At 46.8% G+C, this 13,175-nt stretch carries 7 protein-coding genes and 1 riboswitch; all 7 genes read right to left on the bottom strand.

The window, feature by feature from the left end; translation table 11 throughout:
- Nucleotides 1-28: 28 nt before the first annotated feature.
- Nucleotides 29-3,061: an Ig-like domain-containing protein gene (locus RB160_RS19810; protein WP_316572170.1), complete on the bottom strand. Its 3,033-nt coding sequence runs from the start codon at nt 3,059-3,061 to the stop codon at nt 29-31.
- A gap of 22 nt (nt 3,062-3,083) precedes the next feature.
- Nucleotides 3,084-3,167, bottom strand: a riboswitch (cyclic di-GMP riboswitch).
- A 259-nt stretch (nt 3,168-3,426) separates the two neighbouring features.
- Nucleotides 3,427-3,909 (bottom strand): Cys-tRNA(Pro) deacylase, encoded by a 483-nt coding sequence (gene ybaK, locus RB160_RS19805; protein WP_316572169.1) that lies wholly within the window; start codon nt 3,907-3,909, stop codon nt 3,427-3,429.
- 62 nt (nt 3,910-3,971) lie between these two features.
- Entirely contained in the window at nt 3,972-4,427 is a 456-nt protein-coding gene (locus RB160_RS19800) for a hypothetical protein (protein ID WP_316572168.1), read from the bottom strand.
- A 281-nt stretch (nt 4,428-4,708) separates the two neighbouring features.
- A complete protein-coding gene (locus RB160_RS19795) occupies nt 4,709-7,162 on the bottom strand; it encodes a S8 family serine peptidase (protein ID WP_316572167.1) in 2,454 nt (817 codons plus the stop codon).
- A 760-nt stretch (nt 7,163-7,922) separates the two neighbouring features.
- Nucleotides 7,923-10,406: a S8 family serine peptidase gene (locus RB160_RS19790; protein WP_316572166.1), complete on the bottom strand. Its 2,484-nt coding sequence runs from the start codon at nt 10,404-10,406 to the stop codon at nt 7,923-7,925.
- Nucleotides 10,407-10,595: 189 nt separating this feature from the next.
- Nucleotides 10,596-11,243 carry a response regulator gene (locus RB160_RS19785; protein ID WP_316572165.1) on the bottom strand — a complete coding sequence of 216 codons (648 nt, stop codon included), beginning with the start codon at nt 11,241-11,243 and terminating at the stop codon, nt 10,596-10,598.
- A complete protein-coding gene (locus RB160_RS19780) occupies nt 11,218-13,080 on the bottom strand; it encodes a GAF domain-containing sensor histidine kinase (protein WP_316572164.1) in 1,863 nt (620 codons plus the stop codon). The genes RB160_RS19785 and RB160_RS19780 overlap by 26 nt, the downstream gene beginning before the upstream one ends.
- Between the last annotated feature and the right edge of the window lie 95 nt (nt 13,081-13,175).

Raw genomic sequence — 13,175 nt, 5'->3', positions numbered from 1 at the left:
TGGACAGGGTTATTGGTTTGTAAAATCTTTACTTAATTTTAACTTTTACCTCTGATGAATTGTTTGCTCTATCAAATGCCATGACAATCAATTCAGTGTCTTTCGCTTTGGAAGTGGTTAGTACAAAATTAAAGCTGCCATTTGACCCTACCGTACCATTGCCGACTAACTCTAACTTATTTCCGCTTCCTACTACATATACATTAATAGTCGCGACTGGCTCGGCAGATCCAGACACCGTTGTTTTTGCGTTTTTGCCATTGTTGTCATTTGCCGCATTTACACCTGTTAAGCTCGGAGCTGTCTTATCGATTGTAAATGACACTTTAGTTTCATTTCCTGCCGCATCCCTCACGACTAGAGTGTAAACTCCTTCGCTGGATACAGGGGTTCCAGATACAAATGTTTTACCATTCAAAGTAGCAGTACCTTCGTTAAATGTCGGTATAACATCTTCTTTGGTATATTGATTATTCAATACTCCGCTCACGACCGGTGCGGTTTTATCGATTGTGAATTTCACAGTCGTGGCATTCCCAACCGCGTCAGTTACTACCAACGTATAGTTGCCTTCAGCTGATATCTCCGAGTCCGAATTATGTGGTTTTCCGTTAATCGTCGCGGTTCCTTCGCTGAAGGTAGGCGTTACATTTCGATTATAAGCAAATCCATTGATGACATTACTTACAGTTGGCGGAGTTTTATCGATAGTAGATATAGTTACCGTTACTGTAGTTACGTTTCCGGCTGCATCAGTAGCGACAAATTTAAATTCACCATTTTGTGTGAAGGTGTGGGAAGAAGCGTTCAGTGTCCCCTCATTGGTTGTTACTGTCACAGTAACATCTTGGTTGGTCGGATCCTGGTTATATGGATTTAATGTAATGACAGGAGCCACTTTGTCGATATTAGTGATTTTAATGGTTTCTACCTTTGTATTGCCTGCTGCATCAGTTGCAATAAAATCAAAAGATCCGTTTTCCGTGAATGTATGGCTTGTTGTATTCAATGTTCCTTCATTTGTTTCGGCTCTCACGACAACATCTTTATTGGTTGGCGAGGTATTATAGCTAAATACAGTAATGACTGGAGCAACCTTGTCAATGTTAGTTATGGCTATTTTCTTCTTCGTTTCATTTCCGGCACGGTCGGTCGCAATGAACTCGAACTCGCCATTTTCTTCAAATGTATAGCTTTCCTGGTTTAATGTGCCAGGCTCATTCATGCTGACGTTTACGGTAATGTCCTTGTTTGTTGGACTAGCAACATAATCTTCAACTATTATTTCAGGAGCAACCTTATCAATGTTTTCAATGGTTACTGTTTTCTCTGTAATATTTCCGGCACGGTCTGTGGCAATGAATGTGAAACTGCCGTTTTCAGTGAACGTATGGCTCTGTTTGTTAAGGCTGCCTTCATCCACTGAAACTTCTACCGTTATGTCCTGGTTTGTCCAGTCTGAATTGTAGGGTAATGCAGTGATTACAGGAGCGTCTTTATCAATGTTTGTGATTTGGACAGTGTGCCTTGTAACATTCCCGGCAAGGTCGGTCGCGACAAACTCAAAGCTGCCATTTTCTTTGAAAGTATAGCCTTCCACGTTTAGCGTCCCTTTTTCATTCATGCTCGCAGTTACAGTTATATCCTGGTTCGTCCATTCAGTCGAAAAATCACTGATTGTAATTATCGGAGCAATTTTGTCAATGTTACTTACGATAACTTTAGCTGTACCCGTGTTCCCAGCCCTATCCACAAAAAGGAATTCATACTCGCCATTTTCTGTAAACGTTTTGCTTAAGGAACCCTCTTTGTTAAGGATTGTTACTTCCTCACTTGGTTCAATTGTTACAACGACATCCTGGTTTGTAAGGTCTTCATTTGAATAGCTTACTATCGCGGTTGGAGCCACTTTGTCGATATTTGAGACGTTAACTTTCACATCGCCGGTATTTCCTGCTTCATCCTTAAAATTGAGATTTACTTCCTGGTTTTCTGTAAAAGTAAGTGCGTAAGTTAACTTATCTACTTGATTAAAAGAGACATTGTTCGGTAAACCATTAATCTCTTTAACTGGCTTAGTGAATTTCAGCGTTGCCGTTACATCTTGGTTGGTCCATTCATTAGTAGAGTAGGTGAGTGAACCGACCGGGGCTTCCTTATCGATATTTTCCACTTTAACCAGGACAGAACCTGGATTTCCGGCTCTATCAATAAACTTTAATTCAAAGCTCCCATTTTCAGAGAAAGCAAAGGTCTTAGCTTCCTTATCAAATTCTACATAATCAGGGAGTTGATCAATGTTCTTATACGTTACGGTTTCACTTGCTACGATAGTGGCCACTACATCTGTATTGATTGGCGATGTCGTTGAATATTCTACCTCCGCAGTAGGAGCTACCTTATCAATGTTGGAAATTGCAACAGTTTTCTCATTAACATTTCCCGCTAAATCAGTGGCAATGAAAGTGAAGCTGCCATTTTCATCAAAGGTATGGCTTTTTGGATTCAGTGTGCCTGGTTCATTCATCGAGGCAAATACAGTAATGCTTTGGTTTGTCCAATCAGTGTTATAGTCATTGAAAGAAATATTCGGCGGAGTTAAGTCTACCGTGACTTTTGCCGGTTCCGCATTTGTATGAATTTGTCCTGCTGTTTTGCCATTTGGGTAAACTGTATAAGCACCAATGATAATTAGCTCGTCTTTCTTGTCTTCTACATTTTCCGGTTTGAGTGTATGGACATATTCAAAAGTCCATACGGTATCACCGATTTTTGTAATCTTGGCGTTTACATTTTTATCATTCACTTTAAGCTCTAGCTTTGGCCCATCAATGACTACTGTTCCGCTTAATAGAACTGTGTTTCCATTATCCTTCCGAGCAGGAATTGGATTCAGATTGATTGTCCCTGTCATTTTATTCATTTCCGTCCTGCCAGTTGTGAAGGTTTTCTCATTTGGTTGTGCGGCGGGAGCGGCAAGCGCCATTGGGCTTGCGTTCATGATTAACGTTGTTGCCAAAAGTGTTGAACCCCATTTTTTCGCGATGCTGTTCTTCTTCACTGTTTTTCCTCCAAAAGATGATTTTTTAGAGGGCCGGTTACACTACTAGCTCCGGATCGCCCAAGTGTCCACATAAAGGCGTTCCTTCTTCGCTTCCCTTTGGTGATTTCCATGGCTTTTCCAACACGATAGCTAGATTATAAATCGCCAAACCACCCAAATTAAACACAAACCGTTAGTCAAATCTCGGGGCGGATATAGGAATAATCTGTGGAAATTAAATGGAAATTGTCGAAGGAGAAAAAATCAGGGGATACAAATTTGACAAAATTGTGAACAAAAAGCAAACCTCGCTCTCATATGCTCTGCTTTGAAGTAAAAATGGGATTTTCATAGAAAAAAGACGCATTTTGTCATGCGCCTTTTTACCCCTGCCCAGATAGGTCCGCTATCTCGGCATCTATAACATCTATTAAAATTTCGGGCGGGAGTTCAATTTGGACTCCAATCTTCCCCCCGCTGACAATCATCCAGTCCAGATGTTCCGCGCTGCTGTCAATAAATGTCTTGTATAGCTTTTTCATCCCGATTGGCGAACAGCCGCCCCGGATATAGCCGGTCAGTTTTTGAATATCCTTTACGGGGACCATTTCTACTTTCTTTTCCCCGGCGGCCTTTGCAGCCTTTTTCATGTCAAGTTCAGCCTCAACCGGAATGACGAAAACATAAATATTCTTTGATGCGCCCTGGGTGACGAGCGTTTTGAAAACCATTTCCTTCGGCTTGCCGATTTTCTCCGCAACCGACACGCCGTCTACCTTGCCATCGCTTACTTCATATGACAACATGGCGTACTCGGCTTTTTTCGAATCGAGCAGCCGCATTGCATTTGTTTTTGAAACAGCCATGCCTATCCTTCCTTTCACCGTACAACCAGATAGGAATAGCCTATGCCTTCCGCTTGAAAAATTCAAGCTCCGTGCTGCAGCTCGATTTGTTCATAATAATGGCGCAGCGATTGGAAGATGATTTTTTTCGTAAACTTCCGATCTGTCCCTTGAAGGAGCCTCTCAGCGTAGTTCCAGGCCCTTTTTTCGATTAAAAATGACAGCCGTGCCCGCTCGGTTTCAGTTGTTGCCATTTCAAGCCGTTCCGCCAATATCCCAAGTGCCCTATCTTCCGCATGCCCAAGTTCATGGGCGAAAACAACTGCAATATAAAGATCCAGGTTCGCGATTGATCCAAATATCTGGATGCACTGCTCCTTAATTTCTTCAATATATAGCGTGATGGTATGAGTTGATAATGAGTATTTTCCGCCTGCAAGCCTGGATTCGGGATGGTGCCCTTCCAGCTTGATTTGTGCCTTGCTCCCGGACTTGAGGAGAAGCGGAGTCAGTATCTCTTTATAGTTTTCCAGCAACATTTCCGCCCCTTTTTACATAATGGAGACCAGTATACTCCTATGGACATGGAGAAGAAAATCCTCCTTAATGCCTATTTTTCCAAAAAGCGCTTGGCCTAGCTCTTAAGTACCTACTGTCTCTTTTCTTTAGTGTGGCATGAGCCATTTTTCTAGTGAAGCAATAGAGACGGCGCATGCTTTCTTGAATAATTGCCACTCTTGGCACCCTTTGTTAAATCCTAAAAAAAGATCTTTACATGAAAAAGAGGAGCGAAGTGCTCCTCTTTTTGTTTAGGTGTGCCTTATTGGAACCATGCTTGGAACCAGCGTGATGACGCAACTGCGTAGTCGGCGCGGGTTACCTTTTTGCCAGGTTCGAAAACTGCTTCGACAGTCGGTAACAGGTCATAAGGCCCCTGTTTTACGCTAAATGCTGCATTTAGGATATTCAAATCAAGCGCCACCTGTACATATCCCTTTAGCTCTGCCGGAATTGATGCATTGTCTTTAAGCTTGATCCGGTCATTGTTGTATAGAACGGTAACATCACCAGTGTGGTCGAGCGCCATTTGCTGTAATCCGAGAGCCTGGACAAGCGTGTAGGCGAGTTCAGCCTTGATCAAAGTTCCGTTTGGATTGAAGTTTCCAGCTGAATCGAGGCGCATGACGCCCTTTTGCGTTATTTTGCCATCCTTGATTGCGGCACCTTTCGCTAGCACAGCAAGCGCGTATGGAAGATCCGCTGCGGCTGTATCCTTCGCTGAACCGGCAAGGTTTTGGCGAATTCCTGCTCCCATTACTAGATAACGGGCCAATTCTTTTCTCAGCAAATATTGGTCAGGCTTGAAGGTGCCATCGGAATAGCCATCCATGAGCCTTTCATTGACAGCCATTTGGATTGCTGAAGATGCCGCGTGGCCATTAATGTCGTTCAATCCAGTAAAGCCGCTTACTTTCGTGAAAGCAAGTGTTCCCGGGATTGTTTCCGGAAGCGCGGTTCCAATCGGATTAAGCTCATTGCCGCGCAAGCCCCGTACTTCTACTTTCCATTGTCCCGCCTTAGGCGATGTGACGGAAGCCGTCCTGTCAGGATAGAGGGCGAAAAGCAGATTGACTCCAGAGCTGTATTCCGTTCCGTCCGGTGCAATCAGTACCAGGTTGACCGGATTTCCGGTCTGACCCAATAGGCCGTATGCATCGATCCGTGCTGTCAGCTGGGAAATCCCCTCCGGCACAGTGAATTCGTACTGACTTGGAAGCAATGGGTTATAGGATACCTCAAATGGAACACGTTCTGTTTCCGCCTGTACATTGGCATTGAACTTCTGGTATTCATTAACCGTCTTGCCATACTGCTTTCCGAACATAACCGCTTCAAGCGCAGCATAGGCGTTGACATAGCCGGAACCTACTTCCCAAGTTTCATAGCCAGGCATATTTGTAGCCGTATCCTGAAGAACCTTTTTAATCTCGTCCGGTGACAAGGATGGATTCGCTTCAAGGAGTAGCGCTACAATCCCTGCCACATGCGGCGTTGCCATCGAGGTTCCGCTCATCGTTGTATAGAATGGAAGATAGGCAGGCTCAATCGTGGTTGCGTCTGTATCAGCCGCAAGCGACGATACCGGACCGATAACCCGGGTCGAGATGATATCCACCCCAGGAGCTGTCAATGTTGGTCTGTCTTCCCACGTGTACGTTTCTCCGTCCATTTCAAACGTTCCGCCAACCCCTTTTGTCCCTCTGGAAGAGAAGTCAGCCAGGGAGCCATCCTTTTCTCCAGCTGCCACAGAAATGACCCATGGTGCTTTGGCATATGGATTATGAGTATTTTCACCAGGACCTTCATTTCCCGCCGCAAAAAGAACTGTTATTCCGCGGTCATGCGCGGCCTTGCTTGCAATGTTGATTGGATTTAAAGGATCGAAATCCCCTGATGATCCCCAGGAATTTGTAATAACCCGAATATTGTATTTTGTCTGGTTCGTAATAGCATAGTCAAAACCGCCAATGCCATCGAGGACGAATAATGCCGCTCCGGATCCGTAACCGATTAGATTCGCTCCCGGCGCCACTCCTTCATATTTTCCGCTTGAGCTTGCTCCCGTGCCGCCAACCGTACCGGCTACATGGGTGCCATGCCCGGAGTTTGTGTCAGTATTCGGGACGTTCTCAAGGTAAGTAACCGGAAGCAATCCCGGTTCCAGGGCTGCCAGGTTAATGCTGCCCAGGACGTTCTGGACGAGGTTTTTCCCTAGTTCATGGTCACGGTGCGTGCCGTCAACCCCGCTGTCATTCACGACAACCCCGACTCCTTTGCCTGTCACAGGCAGGCCGCCATTCGCCTTTTGCATCGCGGAATCAGTCCGTGCTTTATCAACGCCTGTTAGCGCAGTTGAGTCAAAGTTGTAGTATGTGAGCTTACGATTCAAATAGAGCGACTTTACTCCTTCCTTTGCCGCAAGCTGCGTGATTTGGTCCTTCGTTGCGAGGACCCCTGCAATCGGCAGTGACTTCATCGTAACGCCAGTCGTAATGCCGAGCTGTTTTAAAAGGTTGAGCTGTGAATCGGAAGGTGCCCCTTCCCCGTCGAATGTAACAATGACCTGCAGGCTGCCCGTTGCCGTTTCAAGCGCTTTGGCCAGATGGCCGTCTATGGCCGCCGTAACCCCTGCCGCTTTTGTATTGGCCATGCCAGGCGCCAGCAGTGAAAGGAACAACAGCAGGCTAACAAGACCCGAAAACCACTTTTTCATTTTGCAATCCCCTTCCAATGGTTAATTCTCTTACTACTATCATTATCGTAAAATCCGAGCCTTCTAACTATTCAGCAAATGGCTTAATTGCGCTTGGTAAAGGTACTATTTTTAATCGTACGAAAGTTATAGAAAAGGAGTGCAGAGTATGCCGGGGTAGTAGGCTCTGGTAAACACGGGGATGATCAGGGGAGGTGATTAAGACCGTTTCACCTTTTAAACTTCTCCCAAACGGTCTTTAGAGACACCGTCAAGACCGTTTCACCTCAAAAACCTCCCCCAAACGGTCTTTAGAAACGNTTTTAATCGTACGAAAGTTATAGAAAAGGAGTGCAGAGTATGCCGGGGTAGTAGGCTCTGGTAAACACGGGGATGATCAGGGGAGGTGATTAAGACCGTTTCACCTTTTAAACTTCTCCCAAACGGTCTTTAGAGACACCGTCAAGACCGTTTCACCTCAAAAACCTCCCCCAAACGGTCTTTAGAAACGCCGTCAAGACTGTTTCACCTCAAAAACCTCCTCCAAACGGTCTTTAGAGACACCGTCAAGACTGTTTCACCTCAAAAACCTCCTCCAAACGGTCTTTAGAAACGCCGTCAAGACCGTTTCTCCTCAAAAACCTCCTCCAAACGGTCTTTAGAGACGCCGTCAAGACCGTTTCTATCTTAAAAGATCACATTAACCATCTTAAGGCTGTTTTGACACTTGATTAACATGCAATATAAAAGCCTCCGCCCAACAAGTGCGGAGGCTTTTCCTTTATAGCGCTGCCGGATGGTAGCTTGCGAAGTAGCGGGTGATGGCTACTGCGTAGTCGGCGCGCGTTACTGTTTTGCCTGGATCAAATTTTGCTGTAATCGTCGGCACCAGGTCGAATGGTCCCTGGACGACAGAGAAGTACGCATTCAGGATATTCAGATCAAGGGCGAGCTGGACATGGCCGCGAAGTTCTGCGGGAACGTTGGCCGCATCCTGGATTGCCACTCTCGTTCCATTGTATTGGACGGTAAGTGCCTCCCCTTTCAGCTCATTTGCCTGCTCCTCGAGCCCGAGTGCCTGGACAAGCGAGTAGGCCAGCTGAGCACGGTTTACTTTTTCATCTGGCGAGAATTTCCCTGAGCCCACTGGCAGCATGACTCCGCGGTTATTCTGGTTTCCGTCTTTAAGCGCGGCGCCTTTGGCGAGTACCGCTTCAATGTAGGGAAGGTCCGCCGCTTTAACATCGGAAACACTTGGTGAGCCTGTTAGCGGAAGGAACTGCCTGACCCCCGCACCCATCACAAGGTATTTCGCAAGCTCGGAACGCTTCAATGCGGCATCCGGTTCGAACTTCTTCGTGCTCTTTCCGTCCACGAGCCGTTTGCTTACTGCCAACTTGATTGCCGACTCGGCCGGGTGCCCGCCAATGTCATCCAAACCGCTAAAGCCTCCAGCCGTTTTTGTAACTAGTTCAACATTCAATGTTTCTGGAAGGGCAAGTGACCCTTGGAGCCCTTCCACACTCACTTTCCATGTGCCTGGCTGCGGGTTGACAACCTGGACCGTGCGGTCAACATAAAGCGCGAAGAGTACCGAAATTCCCGAAGTATGCCTCGTTCCATCCGGCGCGGTCAGGACAAGGTTGATAGTATTCCCTGTCTGCCCGAGCAGGCCATAGGCGTTCAAACGTGCGACCAATTCTGTTTGGCCCTGCGATACTGTAAACGATGCTTCATTTTGCAGGTTCAGCGGGCTGTAATCAATCGTTATATTTTGGGAAGACGTTGTCATTTGCGCATTGGAATTGAAATTGTTGTTCATATTCAGGATTGAGCCATATGCACGCTGGTTAAGCGCGGCGTCCACTGCCGCATAGGCATTGACATAGCCGGAACCGACTTCCCATGACTCATAGCCAGGCATGTTTGTCGCTGTTTGCTCGATAATTCTCTTTACCTCAATCGGCGAGAGCGAAGGGTTTGCATCAAGGATCAAAGCGACGATTCCCGCGACATGTGGCGCGGCCATCGAAGTCCCGCTCATCGTAGTATAGTATGGCAGATAAGCCGGAGGAATGAGCTCGACATCATCCGTGGCTCCAAGCGCTGCCACTGGCGCAAGAACCCTGGTCGAGATGATTGATTGCCCCGGCGAAGTAACGGTCGGGCGGTCTTCCCACGTCCACGTCTCAGACCCTACTGCAACGGTACCGCCTTTCCCTTTCACGCCTCGGGAAGAGAATTCAGCAAGCTGCCCTTGCTTCGTACCTGCTGCAACCGTGATGACCCATGGCGCTTTTTTATAGTTTCCAGAGATAGTCGAATCCCCAGGCCCAGAGTTCCCTGCCGAGAATACAGTGACAATGCCGCGGTCGTAAAGCGCCTTTGTCGCTACGTTGATTGGGTCGAACGGGTCAAAATCCGTTCCCGCATCGCTTGTACTTCCCCATGAATTAGTGATAACACGAATATTGTATTCAGCCTGATGTGTAAGTGCGTAATCGAAACCTCCAAGCGTATCAAGCATGGCGACCGCCGCTCCGGAACCATACCCGATCAGCTTGGCGCCAGGTGCTACTCCTTCATACTCACCTTTTGACATCGCTCCATTGCCGCCAACAATCCCAGCGACATGCGTGCCATGTCCGGAACTCGAGTCCGTATTAGGAACGTTTTCCACGTAGGTAACCGGAAGCAATTCGCTCAGGGCGTTCAAGTTCGTTGCCCCGAGGACGTTCTGGACAAGGTGGCCGCCAAACTCAATGTCTTTGTGCGTGCCATCCACGCCGCTGTCATTGATGACAACGCCTATTCCGTTCCCGTTTACAGGAAGGCCGCCATTCGCTTTTGTAAACGCCGCCTCGGTCCTCAGGCGGTCGACTCCAGTGAGTTCAGTCGCTTCCTTGTTTTCAAATTGAAGTTTTTTATTCGGATAAATCGAAAGGACATTATCATTTTGAGCCAACCTGTCAACCTGGTCCTTTGTTGCAAGGACGCCCGCAATTGGAAGTTCGTTAAACACGACTCCCTTTGTCAGGCCAAGGTTTTCTAAAAGAGCCAAAATGCCGTTCTGTCCGCCTGCTCCATCCTTGAATGTAACGATGACCTGCTGCGGTTCAACCGAAGATGCGAGCTTCTTCAGTAAGCCCGGCTCGATGACAGCTGTGCCGGCCGCACTTACTTTTTCGGAACCTCCGAAATGGATTGAATTTAAAAATAGTCCCAGTATCATGAAAATGGACAGGAATAAAGAAGCTTTTTTCATTTCATACCCTCCCTGTTTTGAATATTCCAACTTAATTCTATTATTACATTGTTTATGTTGGGGTCCTATTCTCCACAGGCTGTATTTAGCGGGCGCAAAGGTACTAATTTTTCATACGCCAAAAGTAGTACCATAACAGTTTTTCCAAAAAAATAAGCCGGCGCTTCCGTTCGAAGCCCGGCTGTTGGTTTATGGCAGTGGTACAAGCTGGTTTTGGACCGCATAAATGACGACCTGCGACCGGCTTTTCACATCCAGCTTTTTGAAAATTTTTGAAACATGGATTTTAACTGTTTTATCGCTGATGAACAGCGCCTGGGCGATCTCCTTGTTATTCATCCCCTGGACAAGGCAGAGAAGGACTTCCTTCTCTCGCTCGGTGAGCATATCGTCCTTCTTTTCCTTCGGCTGTTCCGGCGGCTGCTGGTTAAAGCTAAGAAATTTCTTCGTCATCGATGGCGCGATGACGGATTGCCCCCGGGCGACGGACCGGATGGCTTCGACAACATGCTGGGAAGGCGCATCCTTTAGGAGGTAGCCATCAGCCCCTTCTCGGATGGCCGACATAAAATATTCGTCGTGGTCAAACATCGTCAGAATCAGGATTTTAATTGAAGGAAAATCCTTCTTAATCAACCCTGTTACTTCAATTCCATTTTTATCGGGTATATTAATATCCATTAAAATGACATCCGGCATGATTTCAGGTACTTTCAAAAGTGCATCCTTGCCAGAAACAGCCTCGCCAACTACCTTGATGTCGGGCTCGAGGTCTAGGATATTCTTCAAGCCGTCGCGCAGCACCGCATGGTCATCGACGAGCATAAGCTTGATCATTCATTACTCCCCCTTCTATTCCCATCCGCGGCACGGTTAGCGTGATTTCCGTTCCGGCCCCTTCCTTGCTGTCCACCTGGAGGGAGGCCTGGATTTTTTCCGACGCCTCATTCATATGCAAAATGCCGAAATGGGGTTCGTTCCTTGCTTTAATCATCGCCTGGAACAATGAAAATCCGATGCCGTTGTCTTTTATTTTCAAAAAAACATTCTCGCGCTGATAGCTCAGCATCACTTCGATTTTCGTCGCCCGCGCATGCTTCAGGGCATTTTGGACGCTTTCCTGGAAAATATCGAATATGACCTTTTCCGTCATAGAACTTAATTCGAACTCGGCCCCTCTTTTTTCAAGGACAATTTCAACCGGATGTTCTTTCCTTACAGCCTGGATCCTCGACTGGATAGCTGTCATCAGGCCGACCCTTTCAGTCGGGTAAGGGCGGAGCGCGTAAATCGACTCCCTGACTTCCTTTAAGCTCTTCCTTAATTTATCGGTGCTTTCCTGAATCAATTTTAAAGAGTCTTCCGGTGCCTTTGGAAATTTCCGCTCGGCGGTTTCCAGATTCAGGACTGCGCCTGCAAGCGTCTGCGCCACGCCGTCATGGATATCCCGGGCAATCCGGTTCCGCTCCTCGAGGATGAGCCGCTTTTCCTCCTCGGCAAAAAGCCATTTTGTTTTAATTAGTACGGCCAATTGGTTCGTGAGGGTGACGGCCGATTGAATGTCGTCTTCGGTAAAACTTTTTGTCCTGCTTCTCCCAAAAACGAACAATCCGACAAGCTCTTCATCGAGCATTAGCGGAGCGTACATTTTGGAACGGATTTCTTCATGGAAAAAAGCTGCGGCAGGGCCGGGCTGGCGCCGGGAATTGTGGTAAATGACAAGCTGCCTGACTGTATCCAATCCATCAAGCTGGTTCTCCTCGAAATCAGCCTCGTCATTTATGAGCCCCGACTGAAATTTTTGAACCCATTGCCCATCTTCCTTTGTCCACAAAATGCAGGCATCCACATCAATAAACGCAGGAAGGTTGTCACCAAGAAAACCTAGCCAATCGTTCGATGCAATCTTCTTGTTCAATTCCGATGAAATGCCGAAAAGGGCTTTCAGTTTCGATTTCTCCTTCCTCAGCCTCACGATGTTGGAGCTAAGCAGCGCAAACCCGACAAGTGGCGAGAAAAAGAAGAAAAAGGTAATAACATCGATTTCTCCCCTGTTCTGATTGCCCAAGACAATGAAAAGGACGAGGTAAATATAAGAGACAGCAAGGCTGTTCAGTTCCTGTAGCGTTTTTTGCTTCCACATTTTCAGCGAATACGGCTGCGGACGGACAACGAGGATGAAATCGACCAATAAATTATTGATCAGGTAAAAGGGGATGATGAAAAAGGTAATATAGAGCAGGCCAGCAAGAACAGCCGGCTTTGCGTCCAACCCGGCTGCTGCTCTTACCCATTCAGCCAGCAAGTATGCCCCGTACAGGCTGATGACCAGCTGTGCCGGGTTAAAACAAACGATTCTAAGCGGCCTTCTTTTCCAAAGATTGGTCGCAAAGACGGCGAATGCATAAGCCAAAAGCGCATAGTCGATTCCTTGCATGACATAAATGGCATATACAATCGGGAATGCGATCGTCGTAAATCCCCGCCAAACCGGCATCGGGTATAACTCGATGATGACCAGGAAGATAACAAGAAGGCAGAAAATCAACGGTTCATTCGGTTCTTTTATTCCGAACAGAGCGTTAAGGAGAACCAGTCCTCCAACTGCGGATATGCCCATCATGGAATAACGGGAAATCTTTTCTTTCCTTTTCAGATACTCCTTTGCTCCCATCCGCCTTGTTCCCCTTCCTACCCATTCTAAATTTTCTGTTAATAATACTTTATGTGATTTGCATTCGATGTACAATAAAAAAGCCTCTTTCATGA

The organism is Neobacillus sp. YIM B06451 (assembly GCF_032667185.1).
Classification (GTDB): domain Bacteria; phylum Bacillota; class Bacilli; order Bacillales; family Cytobacillaceae; genus Bacillus_D.
The sequence above is the reverse complement of the archived record's forward strand: the minus strand, read 5'-3'. Positions and strand labels throughout refer to the sequence as shown.